The organism is Chryseobacterium sp. c4a (genome assembly GCF_009900745.1).
GTDB lineage: Bacteria > Bacteroidota > Bacteroidia > Flavobacteriales > Weeksellaceae > Chryseobacterium.
Genome location: NZ_WXVU01000001.1, coordinates 1 through 21553, shown reverse-complemented (window position 1 = coordinate 21553; position 21553 = coordinate 1). Strand labels below are relative to the sequence as shown.

The window sequence follows — 21553 nt, the reverse complement described above, 5'->3', positions numbered from 1 at the left end:
CAATTTAATACTAAAGTTTAATATAACTTTAACCACTATTCTTTATCTAATTCCATAGAAATTGCTGTATTTCTATGTAATTTTGCCAATTATATGAAGAAACTGATTACTCTGTTGCTATTGATCTTTCTGGCAAAAATCAATGCTCAAATATATTCTGGAGAAGTATTTCTAAAGGATAACTCCATCCTTTATCTTAATCAGGTATATGTTACCAATCTAAACACTCAAAAAACCGTACTTGCTGACTATAATGGTAATTTTAATGTTCCCGCTAATCCAGGAGATGTTATCCGTTTTACCTCAATTGTAACGGAAAGGAAAGATATTAAAATGACTCCACAGTTATTAGGCCAGAAAAACCTGGTAGAACTGAAAATAGCCTATTATGAAATTCAGGAAATTGTACTGAGCAGGTTCAAACCTACCGGCAACCTTAGATATGATGTAAACGCACTCAGAAAAGAGGATAAAGCACTGGCCATTAAAAAAGTAATTGGACTTCCTGAGCCTAAGGGAGACGGAACCCCACCAGAACTTCCGGTGGCCGGGTTAAGAGATGGCGGACTTACCTTCAGCATTGAAAGTATCTATGATATGCTTTCCGGAGAAAGAAAGAAAAAGCAGCGTTATCAGGCTTATGAAAGGATGAATGGCTCTATCACCCAAATTAAAAATTATTTAGGAAAAGATTATTTTGCGAAATTTAAAATTCCTGAAAACCTGATTGATAACTTTTTACAATTTGTATATACTTCAGAAAATATCCAGCCTTATGTATTGGCAGGAAACTTTGAAGCGGTAAAAATTCCTATTGAAAAGTATATCCCTATCTATCAGAAAAGACTTAAAAACTCCCATCTTCAGGAGGTCATAAGTCCTCAACAGACTGAAAACAGCAAGTAAAATTTATATAAAGAAGCCGTCCCATAATAATGAGACGGCTTTTTTATTATTTCGATGAACAACTTATGATAAGCAATGGATTTTTTAAATGTTTACAAAAAAACACATCAGTAATGAGGACATTCCTATAAAAAACTGGTCTTCACTAGCTATTCTCTGTTTTTCACCAAAATTCATCCGGTGTACTTTATAGCCGTTTGTTTAGTACCGGAATCATTCTATTTTATACCAATAAGTTCCGGTCGGGAAATTTTGAAAGTCCTCGGATGAGGAAAAGTAAGTGATAAAGTTCATTAAAAACAAGCAAATCTACTTTTATCGATCATTTGTTTTTTTCTAAATACATTTCATTTATATTCAAAAATATATTTAAATTTATATCACAATAATGTGTTTAGAATAAAAACAATACTATTACGTTATCCTATTAAAAGCTAATCGACCCAAACCCAAATTAAGAAAAAGTACCGAATTTTTAACTTAATACTATATTAATGAAAAAAATACTTTTACTTCTTGCTTCGGTCTTGTTTTTCAGCCTATCTGCTCAAAAAAAGGGCAAAGATTACAGTGAAATATTGAAAAGCAATAATATCTATGAAATCAATGCTTTCCTAAGAGATGCCCATCCTGATGATCCACGAAGATCCGTATTGAAACCCCGGGTAATGGAAATGATGAAAGAATATATCAAAAATGCCCACCCTGAAGATCAAAAAGTAAAAGATATGCAGGAAATGCTGGCTTTATTAAGAAGACGACCTTCTACAAAGATTACATTTGATGAGATGAATGCTATTATAAAACAGAAACAAATAGCTAAATATAAAGCTGAACTTGCAGCCAAAAAGCCTACTGAAACTTATACTCCAAGTAATGCTCAGAACACATTTGTCGTCAATACAGCAAGCAATGCCGCCATCCCTAATGCAGAAGCCGAAGAATTCAACATGCTCATGAACATCTCTCCTATTGAGCATCAAAACAAAACAGTTAAAATTCTTAATTCTTTATTTGATAATGATCCCAATACCCGGGAATGTATTGTTCTTATCCAAAACCAATCTGATTGTAATATAATTGTAAGAATGGAAAGTACAGGAACAACAAAATACAGACTTGCTGTTCCTGCTCACAGTGATAACTCCATTGTGGTGGAAAAGGGACAGTATCTTTTCACAAGTCTAGTCTGCGGAGCACAATATGCTTCACAAAAAACCATTCAAAGACCAATTATGGTTGCTCTAGGAAGTGCAACCCCAAAATAATCAAAACAATATAATAATTTCACCATAGGTCTTTTAACTTTAAAAGACCTTAATTCTGTGTAAATTTTAGTATTTTTGCACTCATTTTATAAATGACTCAATGGGCAAGAATAAATTAGCAAGATTTGCAGAAAATAAAATATTACCAAATGTAATTCAACCTACAAGAGAAGATGCTTTAAATGGCTTTGAACTTAAAGGAAAATGGAGAGAGAACTTCTTTAAAAATGACAATCCAATTGTTCTGGAGCTAGGCTGTGGAAAAGGAGAATACTCCGTAGGATTGGCGAAGACATTTACTGAAAAAAACTTTATCGGTGTTGATATTAAAGGAGCCAGATTCTGGTTTGGAGCTAAAGAAGCTGTGGAAAGCGGTATGAATAATGTTGCTTTTTTAAGAACACAAATCGAACTTGTAGATTATTTCTTTGCAGAAAATGAAGTAGATGAAATCTGGATTACCTTCCCGGATCCTCAGATAAAATATAAAAGAACAAAACATAGATTAACACACCCGGACTTTTTAGCCCGTTATAAAAAATTCCTAAAGCCAGGAGGAATTGTTCATTTAAAGACCGATTCTGAATTCCTTCATGGTTATACTCTTGGATATTTACAAGGAGCAGGACATGAAATCATTAGCGCTCACCACGATATCTACGGTGCACCGGAATACGACCCGAATACAGAACATTTGAGAGATATTCAAACGTATTATGAAGGACTATTCTCAGCGAAAGGAAAAACAATAACTTATATAAAATTCCGGATCAACTGATGAATTAAACGAAACACTATTGATGAAAAAAAAATTTTTAACGATTTTATTTTTCACTTTCCTTACCCCAGGCTTTGCTTACGCTCAAAAAGCAAGTAAAGACATTCTAAAAAGCACAAATATCAAGGAAATTGAAGAATATCTAAAGAACGCACACCCTGACGATCCTAAACGAAGTGTGCTGAAGCCTAAGCTTATAGCTTTAAAAAACTCTGAGTGGACGAAAGGAGCACGTACTGCTAAACCTATGGAAGCAAGACCCGTCATCGCAGATATTCCTAAAAACGTGATGAAAGATCCCAATTCCAATGAAGCGGAAGAATTTAAACGTTTAATTGCCGAAACATCTGCCGAACATAAGGAGAAAACAGAGCAACTTCTGAATACTATGCTTAATGAAGATATTACCAAAAAGGAATCTATTCTTTTATTTAAGAATAATTCAGACTGTAATATTGTTCTCCGGATAGAAGGAAAAGACTATTATAACCTCGCTGTTCCTGCTCACGGAGAGAACTTCATTATCGTAAATAAAGGTGCTTATACCCTGAACAGTAATGTCTGTGATATGAAGTACTTTTCCCAAAAAGATATAAAAAGAAGTATCTTTGTAACCATAGATAATCCAGGTCAGCAAGTCTCAAAAATAGAGTCTTCCCCTGAAAAACCAGTAAAAAAAAGAAAAGTAAAAAATAAATAGGTATGAAAAAACTATTAGTTCTTACCGGGATTTCAATGATCCTTACCAGTTGTAGTGTCAATTACGGTGGTTATCCAATTAGAAATCCCTATCCTACCAACACTGGTGGTGGTAGTGCAGCTAATACAGAAAGGGAATACAATGAGCTGATGAAAACCTATAAACCTGAAACAGCTGAAGTGTTAAGTGACCTTCTCAATAATGATGATCCAGGCAATCCCAAAACGTCCATTTCTGTAGAAAATAAATCTCCTTGTAATATGGTTCTTACGATAAGTGGAAACGGATTCTTTAAAAAGATTCCTATAGGTGCCGGAAAAATTGGGTATACAATGGTCACTAAGAACCAAAACTATAGTTTATCCGGTATTCTTTGTAATTCAAGGTATCAATCTAATAAGTACATAACAACCTCTTATAATATAACACTTAGAAATTAAAAAATAAGACCCCACAGAATACCTGTGGGGTTCATTTTTATAGATCATCATGAGTATTATAGAAACAATTGATTTCTGCCCTCTCACAGCATTGCTTCTCCTTTATTAGTATCTATGATTTAAGACCGTTATTCGGCTTATTTGAAATGGTAACAAGGATCTTCAGTCATCTAAGCTATACAACAAAAAAACGCTGGATCGAAATCCAGCGTTTTTCCTATATTAAAGAAAATCTTTAATTATTCTGCATCGAAATCAGCATCTGTATCAGCAGATACCTTTTCTCCTTCTTCTTTAGATTTTTCTTTATCAGCTTTTCTTTGAGACTGACCTTCTTTGATAGAATCAGAAACAATGCTCAAGATCATATCAATAGATTTAGAAGCATCATCATTCCCAGGAATAACGAAGTCAACTTTTCTAGGGTCAGAGTTTGTATCAACAATACCGAAAACTGGAATACCAAGTTTCTTAGCTTCAGTTACCGCGATGTGCTCTCTTAAGATATCAACCACAAAGATTGCAGATGGAAGTCTCACCATGTCAGAGATAGAACCTAAGTTTTTCTCTAAGTTAGCTCTTTGTCTGTCAACTTGTAGTCTTTCTTTTTTAGATAAAGTTTCGAACGTACCGTCTTTTTTCATTTTGTCGATAGAGTTCATCTTCTTTACAGCCTTTCTGATAGTAACGAAGTTCGTTAACATACCTCCTGGCCATCTTTCTGTAATATAAGGCATATTAAGTTCAGAAGCGTGTTTTGCAACAACTTCTTTCGCTTGCTTCTTAGTAGCTACGAAAAGAACTTTTTTACCTGCAGAAGTTAATTTTTCTAAAGCGCTGCACGCCTCATCTAATTTAACTGCTGTTTTATGTAAGTCTACAATGTGAATACCGTTCTTCTCCATAAAAATGTATGGAGCCATATTTGGGTTCCACTTTCTAGTCATGTGACCGAAGTGTACGCCAGCCTCTAAAAGGTCTTTTACATTTGCTTTTGCCATGTTTTCTGTTTTTGTTAGTTTACTTTCCGTCTTTTAAACAATCAACAACTTCTTTAGATGGGAGAAGCGTTTGGATGCTAAACGTAACGGGCAATTGGCGGTCTGCTTCTTGCTTTTGGCAATAGGCTTTTCGCCGAGATTAAGTTTAAATAAAATGTAGTACATTTCTGTAGCCAATAGCCATAAGCCATTCGCCAACAGCAAATCTTAACGTTTTGAGAATTGGAATCTCTTTCTTGCTTTTTTCTGACCTGGCTTCTTTCTTTCCACCATTCTTGCGTCTCTTGTAAGTAAACCAGCTGGCTTTAATGCTAATCTGAACTCAGCGTTGATTTCGCATAAAGCTCTTGAAATACCTAATCTGATAGCTTCTGCCTGACCTGTATTACCACCACCGAATACGTTTACGGTAACGTCATACTGACCAACAGTCTCAGAAAGGATGAACGGTTGGTTTAATTTGTAAACCATCACGTCTGTAGAGAAATATTCTTTAGCATCTTTACCGTTTACTGTAATGTTTCCAGAACCTGGTCTTACATAAACTCTTGCTACAGAAGTTTTTCTTCTTCCGATTTTGTGAACTATAGACATAATTAATTATTTAAATTCGTTAACATTAATTGTTTTAGGCTGTTGAGCTTCATGTTTGTGCTCAGTTCCTTCATATAAATAAAGGTTCTTAAGGATAGCAGCTCCTAATCTGTTTTTAGGTAACATACCTTTTACAGACTTCTCTAATACCTTTAAAGAATCTTTCTTTTGAAGTTCAGCCGCAGTCATAGACTTCTGTCCACCAGGATATCCTGTATGCCAGATATAAGTCTTATCAGCCCACTTGTTTCCGGAAAGTGTAATTTTCCCAGCATTCAAAACGATTACGTTATCACCACAATCTACGTGAGGTGTAAAGTTCGTTTTGTGCTTACCTCTCAAAATCTTTGCAACCGTAGAAGCTAGTCTTCCTAACGGCTGTCCTTCAGCGTCTACCACAACCCATTCTTTATTAGCAGTAGCTTTGTTCGCTGAAACAGTTTTGTAACTTAATGTATTCACACGTTTTAGTTAAAGATTAAACATAATTTACCCCTAAAAGGGTGTGCAAAGGTACAAATTATTTTCGTAACCCAAAAACATATTTCATTTAATCTGTATAATATCTGCAATTCAGCCCTATAGCAATAGTTTTTAACACTTTTTATACTTTTGGCACAAATCTTGTAAAATGTTGTGGCGATGAAAAAAACGTTTAGAAGGTTCTAAAAACACAAATTATGATAAAGCAAGAGTTTCTTCCCTCAACTCTTTCTTTATTACCTTTCTTCTAAAATTTATCTGAAAATTTATTTCCACTTTTTTAACCAATCTCCTTATTATAGACTATTGAATCATATAAAGGCTCTTTCACCTTATTATATACATCGTTAATACACCTCCTTTCAAGAAGTATTATTTACCAATTTTAATTTTTCTTTAAGGATTCCTCCAAAAGCTTGTTGATTTTATTATTTATTTCCCGAAATAATTATCTTTGTCGCACAAACAAGTACCATGAGCCACGGAAAGATCCGAGAAGACAAAACCTGCCTGAATTGTGGGCATCAAGTAGAAGAAAGATTCTGCCCTCATTGCGGACAGGAAAATACTGAACGCAGACAGCCTTTCTATTTCCTTTTCACCCATTTCATTGAAGATTTCACTCATTATGATGGTCAGTTTTGGGGAACCGTAAAAAATCTGTTATTTAAACCGGGAAAACTTACCAACACATATCTTGAAGGTAAGAGACAAAAATTTGTACCTCCTGTAAAGCTTTATATTTTTGTCAGTTTTATTACATTTTTCCTTTTTGCACTGTTTCCTCCTTTTAAAGTCAATAATGGCCATACAAAAAAGAAGGAACACAATGTTGCTCAAACTACTCCAATTAAAAATCAGGTCGTACAAAACATTGTTGAAGGGATTGAAGCAGAAAAGTTGAATGTAAAAGATTCTGCGAAAATAACGCAGCTTAATCAAGCTCAGAATTACATACAAGATTCTTTGAAGAAAGGCAGTTTCCAAGAAGGCCTTATAAGCACAATGGATACTGAAAATAAAATAGCAGATGAATCAGGTTTTTTGGGATACAAAACTCAGGAAGAATATGACAAAGGGACAGCCAATAAAAAAAATATTTTCAGTTTTATTAATGATCCTTTTGCCCGTAAATTCTTTAGTCTAAAAGAAGAAGGTGTTAAAAAAGGAGATATTCTGAAAAATCTGATAGAAACTTCTTTCCACAATCTTCCTAAAGCCTTATTCATCTATCTTCCAATTTTTGCATTCTTTTTATGGATATTTCATAGCAAAAGAAAATGGTGGTATTTTGACCACGGTATTTTCACTCTGCATTATTTTTCATTTTTACTGGTGAGTATTTTGATATTCGCCCTGCTCATAAAAGCTGTAAACTTCTTAGCGGAATATAGATTTTTCCCTTCCTTACTATCACTTATTATATTTGCAATTTCGATATACGGACTGATTTACTTCTTCATTGCCCATCGTAGGGTCTACAAATCTCATGGCATGGTAAGCATCATCATTGGTGGTATTATATTCTTCTTAAATCTAATTGCATTTACATTCTTAGTTACCGGATTGGCCATAGTAAGTTTTCTAATGCTTCACTAAATAAAAAAGAGGCTGTCAAATTTGACAGCCTTATTTATTTTATTTTCTTAGTGACTTTGTTGCCCTGAAACTTGCTATTACATAATAGGCTACAAATACCATTGAAAACTTCAGAATGGATGGAATGGCCAGCTCAAGTTTAAATAATAAAGTTCCTATCAGCACCAGAACCGCCATCACAACAAAAGACAATCCCAGTTTTTTAGGTAATGTAAAATCCGGTGTATCAAAATAATAAGCAACACCCCAGGCTGCCCCGAAAGCAACAGCATAATAAAGTTCCAGGCCAATATTATCTGAGCTTAAAAAGAAGTAATTGATAAGGAAGCTGACTACAGTTCCCAGTACGAAATATATTAAAGCTTTTTGCATGTCTGTAAAATATGGTGCAAAAGTAGAGATTTTAATTTGAGTAATTCAGCATATATCAATTTGCAAACAAAATCTACAAGTCATTTTTAATTCTGTAACTACCGAACCTGAATACTTTCAAATTCTCAAACCTAAAAATGGAGGCATTTTATTAAATAACGCCACCCAAACAAATGATAATCAACCTCATAAAATCAAACACAAGGTTGTTTTTTTATTATTATATTTGAAAACTTAGAAACTTTCTAGAATTTTTATGGAAACCCAAAAATATACTCCAACCAACAAGGTAAGAATCGTAACAGCTGCCTCATTATTTGACGGACATGATGCTGCGATCAATATTATGCGTCGTGTCATTCAGGGAACTGGATGTGAAGTGATTCACCTAGGACATGATAAATCTGCAGAGGAAGTTGTGAATACAGCGATCCAGGAAGATGCCAATGCTATTGCATTAACTTCATATCAGGGAGGTCACAATGAATATTTCAAATATATTTATGATCTTCTAAGAGAAAAAAATTCACCGCAAATCAAGATTTTTGGCGGCGGCGGAGGTGTAATCCTTCCGGAAGAAATTAAAGATCTGATGTCTTATGGAATAGATAGAATTTATTCTCCGGATGATGGCCGTGAACTTGGCCTTCAGGGAATGATTGATGATTTGGTACACAGATCAGATTTCGCTACCGGGAAAGATGTTACAGCCAATGATCTCGATTCAATCAGTTTTGAGAACTCAACAAGTATTGCAAGAATCATCTCTGCGGTGGAAAACTTTTCAGAAGAAAAACCTGAATTGGTACAAGCGATTGATGAGAAATCAAAAGATTTAAATATTCCAATCATTGGTATCACAGGAACCGGAGGTGCTGGAAAATCATCTTTAACGGATGAATTGGTAAGACGTTTCCTACGTTCCAATACAGATAAGAAAATTGCCATCATTTCTATTGACCCTTCTAAAAAGAAAACAGGTGGTGCTCTTCTTGGAGACAGAATCCGTATGAATGCGATCAATGATCCAAGAGTATATATGCGTTCAATGGCTACAAGGGAAAACAACGTTTCTGTTTCTCCTTTCATTCATTCTGCATTAAATGTATTGAAACTGGCTCATCCGGATGTGATCATCCTTGAAACTTCAGGGATTGGACAATCAGGATCTGAGGTTTCTGACTTTGCAGATGTTTCCATGTATGTAATGACTCCTGAATATGGGGCTTCTACTCAGCTGGAAAAAATCGACATGTTAGATTATGCTGATTTGGTAGCTTTGAATAAATCTGACAAACGTGGGGCTCTTGATGCGCTTCAGGCAGTAAGAAAACAGTTCCAGAGAAACCACCTTTTATGGGAAAGTCCATTAGAGAATATGCCTGTATATGCTACAAAGGCTTCTCAGTTCAATGATCACGGAACTACAGAACTTTACAACAGATTGGTTTCAAAAGTGAATGAAAAGTTTGCTGATTTAGATCTTAAAACTTTTGTTGAACAGGAAATTACAGATGAAGTAACGATCATTCCGCCTAAGAGGGTTCGTTATCTTTCTGAAATTGTTGAAAACAACAAACAATATGATAATAATATTGAAAAACAAGCTGAACTTGCAAGAAAGATGTATCATATTGAAGGAGTAAAAAATATTATTTCCAATGAGATTTTAGATGCTGAATATCAAAAAGCAGAAAAAGAGCTTCAACAGGAAAACATCGACTTTTTAAAAACATGGGATGAGACGAAAAAGGCTTTCCATGCGGAGTTCTATTCCTATTATGTAAGAGGAAAAGAAATTAAAGTTGAAACCTCAACAGAATCTTTATCTCATCTAAGAATTCCAAAAATTGCATTACCAAAATATAATGACTGGGGTGATCTGATCAAGTGGAAAGGGCAGGAAAACCTTCCGGGAAGTTTCCCTTATACTGCAGGAATTTATCCGTTCAAGAGAACCGGTGAAGATCCTACAAGGATGTTCGCAGGAGAAGGTGGGCCGGAAAGAACTAACAGAAGATTCCATTATGTATCTGCAGAAATGCCGGCAAAACGTCTGTCTACAGCATTTGACTCAGTAACGTTGTATGGACAGGATCCTGCATTACCACCAGATATTTATGGGAAGATCGGTAACGCCGGAGTTTCTATTGCTACCTTGGATGATGCTAAAAAGTTGTATTCAGGATTTGACCTTGTCAATGCATTGACTTCTGTTTCCATGACCATCAATGGCCCTGCTCCAATGCTACTGGCTTTCTTTATGAATGCTGCCATCGACCAGAATGTTGAGAAATACATTAAAGAAAACGGATTAGAAGCTAAAGTTGAAGCAAAGCTTAAAGAAAAATTCGACGATAAAGGTTTAGAAAGACCAAAATATAACGGTGAACTTCCTCCATCTAATAATGGATTGGGATTACAACTTTTAGGATTAACAGGGGATGAAATTATCCCTGCAGAAGTATATGCTGAAATCAAGGCTAAAACGATTGCTACCGTTCGTGGTACCGTACAGGCTGATATTTTAAAGGAAGATCAAGCTCAAAACACTTGTATTTTCTCTACTGAATTCGCTTTGAGATTAATGGGTGACGTACAGGAGTATTTCATCAAAGAAAAAGTAAGAAACTTCTACTCTGTTTCCATTTCGGGATATCACATTGCTGAAGCAGGAGCTAATCCGGTTTCTCAGCTTGCATTTACATTAGCCAACGGTTTCACTTATGTAGAATACTATTTGTCAAGAGGAATGGATATCAATGATTTTGCTCCTAACTTATCTTTCTTCTTCTCTAACGGTATTGACCCTGAATATTCAGTGATCGGACGTGTAGCCAGAAGAATCTGGGCAAAAGCGATGAAACTGAAATATGGAGCAGATGAAAGAAGCCAGATGTTGAAATACCACATCCAGACTTCAGGACGCTCTCTTCACGCACAGGAAATTGATTTCAACGATATCAGAACGACGCTCCAGGCGCTTTATGCGATCTATGACAACTGTAATTCACTTCACACGAATGCTTATGATGAGGCGATCACCACTCCTACAGAACAATCTGTAAGAAGAGCAATGGCGATTCAGCTGATCATCAATAAAGAATTAGGTCTTGCTAAAAATGAGAACCCGCTTCAGGGGTCATTCATTATCGAAGAGCTTACGGATCTTGTGGAAGAAGCGGTGTATGCAGAATTCGACAGAATCACTGAGAGAGGAGGTGTATTGGGAGCGATGGAAACCATGTATCAACGTTCTAAGATCCAGGAAGAGTCTATGCATTACGAATGGCTGAAACATACGGGAGAATATCCAATCATCGGAGTGAATACTTTCCTTGGAAAAGATGGCTCTCCAACAGTACTTCCTGGAGAGGTTATCCGTTCTACAGAAGAAGAAAAACAAGCACAGATTGAATCTCTTCACAACTTCCAGAAAGCCAATGAAGGAAAATCAGAGAAAGCTTTAAGTAAACTTCAGCACGCAGCAATCAACCAGCAAAACTTATTTGAAGTAATGATTGATGCCGTTAAGTTCTGCTCTCTAGGACAAATCACTAATGCTTTATTTGAAGTGGGTGGTAAGTACAGAAGAAATATGTAAGACAAGATTCATCTTATTGAATATATAAACCTAACAGGATTCAGAATCCTGTTAGGTTTTTTTATTTATCTTCACAGCTTAGTAATTTTACTTTTATGCAACTCTGGACAATTCAACCCATTGAATGGTACGAAAAATTGATAAAAGACGGGATCATTTATGGCGACCGGAAAAACATTGATAAAGACTGGGAATTTGCTTTAACAGGTTACCATTGGCTCATGAAAAAAATGGACGAACTCATTGGTAAGCGTCCATTTCCTGAATGCTATCCTGTCTGGAGCTGGTATCAATATCATAACAGTAAAAAAAGAAAACCTGATTTACGAAATAAAGCATTTTTAGAGAAAGGAAAAAAGGGAGTTCGCCTCGAAATCAATAAAAACGATCATGAAGTTTTATTATCAGACTTTATGCTTTGGCATTTTCCTTTCAGCTATCATAGTTTTATTGGTCAAAATGAAAAAGAAAGTTTAGAATTTGACCAAATGCTGGAAAATCGGGGGCTTTCCAATCAGTCTTTCAAACAGCAACCTGAAAATATTCAGCAGAAAATTATCAACAGCTGGGACAGAGTTTTGGATATGAATTTTGATGATCCCTATCATACTCAATCTAAAGAAGAAAAATCCATCCAGGCAACTTTCTGGACATTATCTGTTGAAGAAGTTGTAAAAGCTGAAGAGTTCATCGCCCGTTGAAAACATAAACGATCTGTAATTTTAAAAACTATAAATCAAAATCTTGAGAAATTTCCTTGAGATTTTTTTGTACTTTTAAGTAAGAAAACTGATGAACATGAAAAAGGAATTTCAAATTAAAAAACCTTGCCCGGTTGCCCGTGAAGACATGCGTGAAGTTTCCGGTGGAAGCTTTTGCTCCCTTTGTTCAAAGAAAGTATACGACCTCACAGATCAAACGGATGAGGAAATTAAAACATTATTACAATCCGGTTCTTCTATATGCGGAAGAATTCAACCTCATCGCCTGCTCATTCCTGAGGAAACAACAGCAATCAAATACAACTTTTTCCATTTCCCTTTTAGAAAAATAGCGGGTGGAATTTTTCTTTCTCTTCTCTTTACTTCAAACCTTAATGCCCAAAAGCAAAAGCTTGATACTTTATTAGAAGCTCGTGAGATCCAGGGAATGGTTATGATTGCCCACAGACCAGACAATGATGATTATGATTATCCTGAACCTGTAGCAAACAAAAATCTAGAAATTAAACCCTCGGGAGATCCGAAAAACCTCATCCAATATCAGTCTATTACGATTCTTACTCCTCTCAAAAGATTCAGATCCAGCCATGCCTCTAAAAACTATATTACTATTCCGGCAGATCATGTCAAGAGGAGTAATATATTCGTTTTTGAAGGAACTGATTCTAAAAATGGGACACCGAATGACAACAAATATTTTCTTTTCGTCAATAAACGACAAATTAAGGACGATGAAACGGTAAATATTAATCTGGATCTGGTAAAGAGCTACCCTCCGAATTCTAAGAATAAAGACTTTATTTATTTTCTGGATGGTGTAGAAATTACAAAAAAAGAATTTGAACAATACCAAAAAGAAAACAAAATAGATTCTTACTTTTTACCTGAGATCTATGCAGAAGAACTTTTGGGTGATGATTATTACTTTGAAAACGGAGCTATTGTATCCTATCGGAAATAAGCATCTCTTATAACCACTACAAAAACAATAATAATGGAAAACTATTTAAAGAAACTTTTAGTATTTTTTGCAGCATACTTCACTGTATTATTATCTGCACAAAAGTCTCCCGAAGAATTTACAATTACTCTTCCCACAAAAAAGCTGGATAAGAGTTATTACAAAACGATTAAACTTATTGATCGCCGAACAGATACAACTTCATTAGGAACTGTCCGAACAGGACTTTTAAATACTCCAACAAATTTACTGGCAGCCACTCCTCTTTCTGACCAATTCCAAAGTGTTTTAAGCAGTCTTAATGGAGAGCATGCAGAAAATGGTACTTTAGTTTTATATCTTAGGCAATTAAATTTCATGGAAGTTACCATCCATGGCTATTGTTTTTTCCAGGCTTTTTTATTTTCAAAAAATGAAGATGATACCTATTCACTGATCGATCAGGCCAACCAAGTTATTGATCATAAGGCAAAATCCAATGTTACTAAAGAAATTTTACAGAAAGGAAGTGAGTTTCTTGTTGATTTTATTGCTGCAAATGCATCTAAAAAACCGGAAACAGGGAACCATTATACTTATCAGCAAGTTAAAAACTTTGAGGAAGTAGCAAAGGAATCTATCGGCTTTTTCCAATCTTCTGACTTGAAAGACGGAGTATACACTGATTATACATTTTTAAAAAATCAACAACCCAGCAAAGAAATTAGCCGGGTAAAATTTTACGGTAATGCTCCCAAAATCGTCCGAATCTATGAAACGGTAAACGGTGAAGAAAAAGAAATTAAAAAAGATAATATATATGCCATTATCTATAAAGGGGAACTTTATGTTTATCTTTCTATAGAAAATCTGTTGACAAAGGCAGAGAAAAGAGACAACGATTATTATTTTGTAGGAAAAATAAAGCAAAATCAAAATGTCTCAGGGGTAGCCATTGCCCCTACATACTCTTATGGTAGCATTGGAGTTTCATTCACAGTCAATCCTCTTATTCCTTATGAGCAGAAAATTGATTATTTCAATGGTAATTTTATTCCTGTCAGAGAAATTGAGAATAAAAAATAGGGATTCATTTAAAAGAAAAAGATACAAATAGCTCTGGGCTTTATCTTATACTTATTTTCGTCATAAGTATTGTACATTTGAATAAAATTACATTTTTTAAAATCGATAATGAAGCCTAAAGCCTTATTCAATTGGAGCAGCGGAAAAGATTCTGCATTGGCTCTTTACAAAATAATACAAGATGATCAGTATGAGATCACTACTCTATTGACAAGTATAAACAAAGAGTTTCAGAGAATTTCTATGCACGGTGTTAATGTATCCCTTTTGGAACAGCAGGCTTCTCTTCTGGATATTCCCCTGAAAAAAATGGAGCTTCCAAAAGAGCCTTCAATGGAAGAATATCAGAGAATTATGAACACAACCATGGCTGAAATACAAGCTCAGGGTGTTACTCACTCTATTTTCGGGGATATTTTTCTGGAAGACCTTCGGCAATACAGGGTAAACCAATTAAATTCTATTGGTATGCAGGCTGTCTTTCCTCTATGGAAACAAAACACATCCGATCTTATTCAGGAGTTTTTGAAATTAGGATTTAAAACAATTGTTACCTGTGTAAATGGCAACTATCTGGATAAAAGTTTTGCAGGAAGAATTATTGATCAGCAATTCCTTGCTGATCTTCCTGAGAATGTAGATCCATGTGGAGAAAATGGAGAGTTCCATACATTTACCTTTGATGGGCCTATTTTTAAAAGCCCGGTTCAGTTTGAAATTGGAGAAACCGTAAAAAAAACTTATCCTAAACCAAAATCCGCTCCGGAAGATAAGGATGAAGAATATGTTTTCTGGTTCTGTGATCTGATCTCAAAATAAAACACCTATCCTTTTCCATCTACACAATATTAATTTCTAAATAGTTAAAAAAAATCTATATTTCTATGTGGTTATAAAAATTACGCTGTTTTTTTACCACATAGAAACATAGAATATGATGTAGAAATGCTATTATTTGCGCATTCGCAGTGATACAATTTTTATTATAATTGTGCCATGATGTTGTTCATCGTCTCAAAGATCAGCTGGACATCTGTTTCACTTGTCTTCCAATTTACAAAAGCAGCTCTGATCCCTTTATGCTGGCTATAAAATGTAGGAGTCATAAAGACTTTTCCAGTGTCATTAAGCATTTCAAGAAATTTTATTACCTCATCCTGTTTTCCTTCATCTTTCAGGGTAAAACATACTGTATTAAGGCGTACTGGTGCTAAGAGTTTAAAATCATTACTATTCTCAATCAGTCTTCCGAAGTTTCTGGCCAGTGAAACATTATTTTCTACAATATTCTTATACCCTTCTTTTCCATAAGCCATTAAAGAGAACCATGCTGGGAGTGCCTTTAACCGTCTTGAATTCTCGGGAAGGAAATTTAGATATCCAAAGTTTTCCAATGGATCTCCTAAATACGGAGCATTGGAGTTCTGAAAGGTTTCTACCTGCAAGATATTGTATTCTTCTTTTACAAAAAATACTGCACTTTCGTAAGGGACATTCAGCCATTTATGACAATCAACGGTAATACTGTCCGCATATTCCCAACCTTTAACCAAATGCTTATAATGTTCTGAGCACGCCGCAAAACCTCCGAATGCAGCATCAATGTGCCACCAGAAGTTATATTTATCTTTCAGTTTTTTAATCTCCGTGAAATCATCAAAATCCACGGTATTTACAGTTCCTCCACTAGAAATCAGGATAAACGGTTCGTTATTCAACTGTATAATATGTTCTTCCAGATCTGTAATAGAAATAGCTTCACGATCACTGCCATCCGTTTTAATTTTAATAATATTATTACTGCCCATTCCCAGAAGAGACAAGGCTTTTATGGAGGATGAGTGAGGGGTTGCCGTCAGAACTTTCATCACACCAGAAGCGCCTTCTTTCGCTATATCGATACCTTTCTCTCTTCCCACCCATTGTCGAGCTACTGCAAGACAAGTAAAATTAGACATTGTTGCTCCGCTGACAAAACCACCCAGAAAACTATTTGGAAGTTCTAAAAGTTCCAGGATAAATTTAATGGTCTCCAGTTCTACGTTCGCCGAAATATCTCCCTGTCCTTTTGTGGATTGGGTATTTTGATCATAAATAGTAGTCAGCCAATCCCCAACCACTGAAGCAGGTGTTGTACCACCTGTTACAAATCCAAGATATCTTGGGCCAGCTGATCCTACCATGATAGGTTCAAATCTTTTGTTGAAGATCTTAATGACTTCCTCCGTACCATACCCATGTTCCGGAAGATCTATTGCTTCTGGTATAAGAGCATTATTGATGGAGGTGGGTCTGTCTGCAAGAGAGTTCAGGTATTCAGCCCCTTGCTTTTTTATAATATCCAATAGATGACTGATACCTACTGAGTCATTTTCCAAATGTTCTTTCATAATACTGAGATTACAAATAATCTATTCAAATGTATTGAATAGTCGTGAAAGAATCATTAAATACCTATTAAATACCCTGAATATCCCTTCTTAGCACGCATTTTGCATCCTATACAACTCTTAAAAATTTCAATATCTTTAAGAATATCAATTTTAATCTTAAAAAATAAACACCCGTGATCAAAAATTTAATGTTCCTTCTTCCTTTTTGTTTTTTATTATCATGTAAAACAGAAACTCCAGTGCCACCTGTTGATAAAAAAGCAATTGTTGATTCTACCATAACAGCATTTCAGAAAACCCTTTTGGAGCAACAGATTGATTCTGTATTCAAAAAATATCGTTTCAATGGAAGTATAGCTGTATTTAAAGATTCTCTTCCTCTTTACAGAAAAGAAAACGGCTATTCCGATTTTAAGAGAAAAACGAAGATCAACAGTAATACTATTTTTGCTATCGGGTCAGTAAGTAAACAATTCACTGCTGTGATGATCTTACTTCAGATGGAACAAGGAAAATTAAATGTTACGGATAAAGTTTCTCAATATTTAAAAGAATTTCAAACCAAGGAATATGAAAATATTACGATTCATCAGCTTCTGAATCATACATCAGGGTTGAATCTGATGGGTGGAAAACTGATGTTTAAAAGTGGTACAGATTTCTTCTATTCGAATGACGGTTTTAATGCCTTGGGAAAAATTGTGGAAAAAGTATCCGGAAAATCATATCACCAGAATGCCTTGGACCTTTTCAAAAAATCAGGAATGACTCAGTCTTCTACCGGAGACATTTTTAAAGGAAGCAACTTCGCATCAGCCTATATTGGAAACGCAACTACATCTTCTGAAGTGCCGAATATGCCTAAAAGACTGGGAGGAAAAGAAATTGGCACTCCTGCAGGAGGAATTCTTTCTACTATTGAGGATCTCCATACATGGAACAATGCACTTTACGGTGGGAAAATTCTAAAACCCGAAACGCTTAAACTTTTTATGGCAAAAAGTGCAGAAAGACGACATGCTATCTTCGGAAAAATGGGCTACGCCTATGGAATTATGCTGAATATTGGCAAACCCAATTCTTACTTTCACAGCGGCTATGTAAAGGGGTCTCCTTCTTTGAATATTTATTATCCTGAGACCAAGACCTCCGTTATCATTCTTTCGAATATTGCGGATGAAGAAAAAGGAAAAGGCTTAGTCTTCAAGCCGCATATTGAAGTAAAAAAGATTACAGATCATCTTGAAAACACTCTTAATCAGCTTAGATCAGGACATTAATCTTTCGTGCTTTGTAATACAGAATCTGAATTTTAACGGCCATAGCATATAAAAAGAAAAGCTTCATCATTCCGCTTCCCTGCACTGCCAGATGATTATACAAAAGATACGCAGAAGTGAAAAGTACAATACCAGCAAGAGCATTCTTTAAGATCAAAGGATGGAAACTGAGTTGCAGGTAATGATACAGTCTCATTTTTTGGAAAATGACATTATAAATTAAGAGTGAGACCATAGCTCCTATCAATATCATTTCAGAATACATAAAAACATTTGATACCGTAAGTACAAATTGAGATAAAAGCAATGTGAAAATAGCGGCATACAGCATAATATTCCTGAATTTTCTCTGAAGTATTTCTTTTTCAATTTTTGTAATTTTTCGAAAGGAGAATAGATCTGCTTTTACAAAGTCTAATTCTTGCTTCCAACTTAGCTTGGTGTCCTGAAAAGCGTCTTCAAAATTTGATTTCTGCTCTTCCATAAGAGTGGAAATCTGTTGAATAAAATGGTCTTTAATTTCCAGAAATAATTTTTGATTCAAATGCTTTGATAAAAGGTATTGCTGTATTTCTTTTTCTTGTGTAAGTGTAATCATATAAAAAAGGTTATTAGTTTTTATTTTTTTGAGTAGATATATTTATTGATGATCAGCATTAGGAGCACAAAAGATAATCTGTAATTTTGTCTTTCTGCATGGTATTCATTATATGCTAAAAATAGATTGAAGATTGACCAGATAACTTTTCATTTCACTCTCCTGCTCTACCTGCTGTTTCTTCCCTTTTTCAGTAAGCAGATAATATTTACGGTCTCTTCCATTTATTTTCTGAATTTCAGAAGTAATCATTCCATCACCCTCCAGTTTATGCAATAATGGATAAAGTGCACCCTCTGTCATCTCAAGTTCTCCTTGGGTAAGCTCTTTAGCTCTTTGGGTAATTTGATAGCCATACATTTTAACTTCTTTTGAAAGCAGCTTCAAAATAATGTTCTGTAAGGTTCCTTTATAAAGACTGTTTTTCTTCATGGTGTCATTTCAATACATTGCAAATCTATGCATAATTTTTTTATGTATTTAAATTTATTTTATTTTTTTTAATTTGTTATATGAAAAAAATGTACTTCATCGCCGTCTATCCACCCGAGGAAATCATTGAGGAAATAAAGGTTTTTAAAAGAGATCTGGCTATTTCTTATGATAATTCCAAAGCGTTGAAAAATGAAGCTCATATTACGCTTTTCCCACCTTTTTCCCGAGAGTTGAAATTAGAAGAAGACATTCACATCGCTTTTCAAAAAATAAACACTCAGCTTTTACCATTTGAAGTTGAGCTGAATGGCTTTGGAAGCTTTCCCAATCCCAACAACCCGGTAATCTTTGTACATCCTGAAGACAATATTCACTTAATAGATCTTTATCATAGAGTAAAACAGCAGTTCAACTTCACCCAATACTCCTTTACACCTCATATGACTGTAGGATACAGGAATTTAACCTGGGAGAACTATCTTAAAGCATGGGAAAAATACGAACACAAAGAATACAAAACTAAATTTTTAGTTAATAAAATTATATTATTACGTCACGACGAAAATTGGGTTCCTATTGCAGAGAAATCTTTTAAAGGCGTAATTTAGCACTCAATACATATTATCCATGATTTCCCAGTTTCAAATCCTATCTCTTCATCTCCTATCCCATTATTATTTTATAAAGTCCTATCTTTGACCCAATGATTGCAGAGAAGATAATTTTAGGTATTGATCCCGGAACAACAGTAATGGGATTTGGTCTTATTTCCGTTAAAAAAGGTAAAATGGAGATGGTTTCTATTCATGAACTTATCCTGAAAAAATACCCTAACCATGAAACCAAACTAAAATATATCTTTGAAAAAACGTTAGCCTTAATTGACGAATATCACCCGGATGAAGTAGCTCTGGAAGCACCATTCTTTGGAAAAAACGTACAAAGTATGCTGAAACTTGGACGCGCACAAGGAGTAGCTATGGCAGCCAGCCTTTACAGAAATATTCCCATCACAGAATATTCACCCAAGAAGATCAAAATGGCCATCACCGGAAATGGAAACGCCAGTAAAGAACAGGTAGCAGGAATGCTTCAGAATCTTCTTAAACTAAAGGAATTTCCCACCAAATATTTAGATGCTTCTGATGGTCTTGCAGTAGCAATCTGCCATCATTTTAATTCCGGAACAATAACTGATACCAAGTCGTATTCAGGATGGGAGAGCTTTTTGAAGCAAAACCCGGATAGACTGAAATAATCGATATCCATTATTGGGTTAATTGTATTGGAATTTTCTTTGTTTTTAGAATACCATGAAATATCTTGAGATTATTCTTTTTCAAAGAATCTAATTGTTGTGCTGGCAGGTATTTTTTAATTTCAGTACTGTCAAAGTCGAGTTCAATCTGAATAAAGTATTTCTTTTTTTGATCAAAACTATAATAAGTACCTGAAGACTCCAAATCCTTTTGAAAGATGGAAATTTTCTTTGATATTTCCCTTTCGTCGCCAGGATTCAAAACAAATTTTGTTTTTGTAATTACCTTATATTGTTTTGCTCCCAGGTAATCAATACGGACACCCTGAGCCAATAATTTTTTCCATAGCAAATAATCTTTGTGTGCATTCATCATAAACTGATCCATTGCTTTTCCCGTAGGTGTGCCCTTATTAATATAAACTGTATTAACGCGTGGTTCTTTGCCTTCCTCATCAGTTATCTTTACAATAGCCCCTAAATAGCCCCATTCTTCGTCACCAATAAATGAAGGGGGATAAAAAATATACTTTACATCAGTATCATTCTCGAGTACAAAACAGGAATTTTGCTTGGTGCGGTATACTGTATCACAGAAGTTGAGCTTCATTTCTTTTCGAGTACAGCTCAAACACATTATAAAAGTCATCAGGAATATGATCTGTTTCATACTTTTTCTATATTTACAATAATTCCGGAGCCATTATCCAAAACATTTTTCTTTAAGAATCAGTTTAATGAATTTTTAAAGTACATCCAATTATTGCTTATAGAGTTACAATCTTTACAGATCTTTGTTTCTAAAGCAACTTTAAAACGATACCATTTATCTTTTTCTAAAGAAGAAGTGAAGACTTACCTTTTTTGAAGACTTACCTTTTTTCAAACAGTTAATAAATATAAAATCCCTTCTAATTGACTAAAGATTCTTTAGCATATAGCCAAGGACTAAGTCCATTTAAAGATGTGTGCGGATGATTACTGTTGTAATCGATTTGCCACTCATAAGCCATTGCATTTACCTCCATTATAGACCCGAATAGGTATGCATCCAAAACGTCTTCTCTGAATGTACGGTTTAAGCGTTCAATATATG

The 21553-nt window shown here is 34.9% G+C and carries 23 protein-coding genes; 14 read left to right on the top strand and 9 right to left on the bottom strand.

From position 1 onward, the window contains the following. Positions 1-93 precede the first annotated feature (93 nt). From GTR01_RS00115 to GTR01_RS00095, 5 genes are all read left to right on the top strand, one after another. On the top strand, positions 94-906 hold the full coding sequence (locus GTR01_RS00115) for a hypothetical protein (RefSeq protein ID WP_160135872.1): 813 nt from the start codon (positions 94-96) through the stop codon (positions 904-906). A gap of 494 nt (positions 907-1400) precedes the next feature. Beyond that, positions 1401-2174, top strand: a complete 774-nt coding sequence (locus GTR01_RS00110; RefSeq protein WP_160135871.1) for a DUF6759 domain-containing protein — start codon at positions 1401-1403, stop codon at positions 2172-2174. Positions 2175-2274: 100 nt separating this feature from the next. Further along, positions 2275-2952, top strand: coding sequence for a tRNA (guanosine(46)-N7)-methyltransferase TrmB (gene trmB / locus GTR01_RS00105; RefSeq protein WP_160135870.1), 678 nt, complete (start codon positions 2275-2277; stop codon positions 2950-2952). Positions 2953-2974: 22 nt separating this feature from the next. Beyond that, positions 2975-3652, top strand: coding sequence for a DUF6759 domain-containing protein (locus GTR01_RS00100; protein WP_228452122.1), 678 nt, complete (start codon positions 2975-2977; stop codon positions 3650-3652). Between the two features lie 2 nt (positions 3653-3654). Continuing rightward, complete coding sequence (locus tag GTR01_RS00095; protein WP_160135869.1) at positions 3655-4092, top strand: DUF6759 domain-containing protein; 438 nt, start codon at positions 3655-3657, stop codon at positions 4090-4092. 239 nt (positions 4093-4331) lie between these two features. Here the strand turns inward: GTR01_RS00095 and rpsB are convergent, their stop codons facing one another. From rpsB to rplM, 3 genes are all read right to left on the bottom strand, one after another. Then, positions 4332-5093, bottom strand: coding sequence for a 30S ribosomal protein S2 (rpsB, locus tag GTR01_RS00090; protein WP_045501217.1), 762 nt, complete (start codon positions 5091-5093; stop codon positions 4332-4334). Between the two features lie 207 nt (positions 5094-5300). Then, positions 5301-5687 carry a 30S ribosomal protein S9 gene (gene rpsI / locus GTR01_RS00085; protein ID WP_047373582.1) on the bottom strand — a complete coding sequence of 129 codons (387 nt, stop codon included), beginning with the start codon at positions 5685-5687 and terminating at the stop codon, positions 5301-5303. Positions 5688-5693: 6 nt separating this feature from the next. After that, positions 5694-6149 (bottom strand): 50S ribosomal protein L13, encoded by a 456-nt coding sequence (rplM, locus tag GTR01_RS00080; RefSeq protein ID WP_027375420.1) that lies wholly within the window; start codon positions 6147-6149, stop codon positions 5694-5696. A 495-nt stretch (positions 6150-6644) separates the two neighbouring features. Between rplM and GTR01_RS00075 the strand changes: the two genes are divergently transcribed. Further along, positions 6645-7769 (top strand): DUF3667 domain-containing protein, encoded by a 1125-nt coding sequence (locus tag GTR01_RS00075; protein ID WP_160135868.1) that lies wholly within the window; start codon positions 6645-6647, stop codon positions 7767-7769. A gap of 39 nt (positions 7770-7808) precedes the next feature. Here the strand turns inward: GTR01_RS00075 and GTR01_RS00070 are convergent, their stop codons facing one another. Further along, entirely contained in the window at positions 7809-8141 is a 333-nt protein-coding gene (locus GTR01_RS00070; RefSeq protein ID WP_160135867.1) for a hypothetical protein, read from the bottom strand. Positions 8142-8397: 256 nt separating this feature from the next. Between GTR01_RS00070 and GTR01_RS00065 the strand changes: the two genes are divergently transcribed. From GTR01_RS00065 to GTR01_RS00045, 5 genes are all read left to right on the top strand, one after another. After that, positions 8398-11745, top strand: a complete 3348-nt coding sequence (locus tag GTR01_RS00065; protein ID WP_160135866.1) for a methylmalonyl-CoA mutase family protein — start codon at positions 8398-8400, stop codon at positions 11743-11745. Positions 11746-11840: 95 nt separating this feature from the next. Continuing rightward, positions 11841-12446, top strand: a complete 606-nt coding sequence (locus GTR01_RS00060) for a DUF3841 domain-containing protein (protein ID WP_160135865.1) — start codon at positions 11841-11843, stop codon at positions 12444-12446. Positions 12447-12543: 97 nt separating this feature from the next. Continuing rightward, positions 12544-13428, top strand: a complete 885-nt coding sequence (locus tag GTR01_RS00055) for a hypothetical protein (RefSeq protein WP_160135864.1) — start codon at positions 12544-12546, stop codon at positions 13426-13428. A 33-nt stretch (positions 13429-13461) separates the two neighbouring features. Beyond that, positions 13462-14493: a hypothetical protein gene (locus GTR01_RS00050; RefSeq protein WP_160135863.1), complete on the top strand. Its 1032-nt coding sequence runs from the start codon at positions 13462-13464 to the stop codon at positions 14491-14493. A 108-nt stretch (positions 14494-14601) separates the two neighbouring features. Further along, a complete protein-coding gene (locus GTR01_RS00045; protein ID WP_160135862.1) occupies positions 14602-15312 on the top strand; it encodes a diphthine--ammonia ligase in 711 nt (236 codons plus the stop codon). Positions 15313-15476: 164 nt separating this feature from the next. On the opposite strand, the gene GTR01_RS00040 is transcribed toward GTR01_RS00045, so the two are convergent. Then, entirely contained in the window at positions 15477-16883 is a 1407-nt protein-coding gene (locus GTR01_RS00040) for a pyridoxal phosphate-dependent decarboxylase family protein (RefSeq protein WP_160135861.1), read from the bottom strand. A 176-nt stretch (positions 16884-17059) separates the two neighbouring features. On the opposite strand from GTR01_RS00040, the gene GTR01_RS00035 reads away from it, so the two are divergent. Next, on the top strand, positions 17060-18166 hold the full coding sequence (locus tag GTR01_RS00035; protein ID WP_160135860.1) for a serine hydrolase domain-containing protein: 1107 nt from the start codon (positions 17060-17062) through the stop codon (positions 18164-18166). Here the strand turns inward: GTR01_RS00035 and GTR01_RS00030 are convergent. Next, positions 18150-18764 carry a hypothetical protein gene (locus GTR01_RS00030; RefSeq protein WP_160135859.1) on the bottom strand — a complete coding sequence of 205 codons (615 nt, stop codon included), beginning with the start codon at positions 18762-18764 and terminating at the stop codon, positions 18150-18152. The two genes, GTR01_RS00035 and GTR01_RS00030, sit on opposite strands and share 17 nt — an antisense overlap. Before the next feature lie 108 nt (positions 18765-18872). Continuing rightward, a complete protein-coding gene (locus GTR01_RS00025; RefSeq protein ID WP_160135858.1) occupies positions 18873-19196 on the bottom strand; it encodes a PadR family transcriptional regulator in 324 nt (107 codons plus the stop codon). A gap of 80 nt (positions 19197-19276) precedes the next feature. On the opposite strand from GTR01_RS00025, the gene GTR01_RS00020 reads away from it, so the two are divergent. After that, positions 19277-19807: a 2'-5' RNA ligase family protein gene (locus GTR01_RS00020; protein WP_160135857.1), complete on the top strand. Its 531-nt coding sequence runs from the start codon at positions 19277-19279 to the stop codon at positions 19805-19807. Between the two features lie 95 nt (positions 19808-19902). Beyond that, positions 19903-20457 carry a crossover junction endodeoxyribonuclease RuvC gene (gene ruvC / locus GTR01_RS00015; RefSeq protein WP_160135856.1) on the top strand — a complete coding sequence of 185 codons (555 nt, stop codon included), beginning with the start codon at positions 19903-19905 and terminating at the stop codon, positions 20455-20457. 10 nt (positions 20458-20467) lie between these two features. Here the strand turns inward: ruvC and GTR01_RS00010 are convergent, their stop codons facing one another. Then, positions 20468-21127, bottom strand: coding sequence for a hypothetical protein (locus tag GTR01_RS00010; protein ID WP_160135855.1), 660 nt, complete (start codon positions 21125-21127; stop codon positions 20468-20470). A 241-nt stretch (positions 21128-21368) separates the two neighbouring features. Further along, positions 21369-21553, bottom strand: a 185-nt coding sequence (locus GTR01_RS00005; RefSeq protein WP_160135854.1) for an integrase core domain-containing protein, incomplete at its 5' end; no start/stop codon positions are given.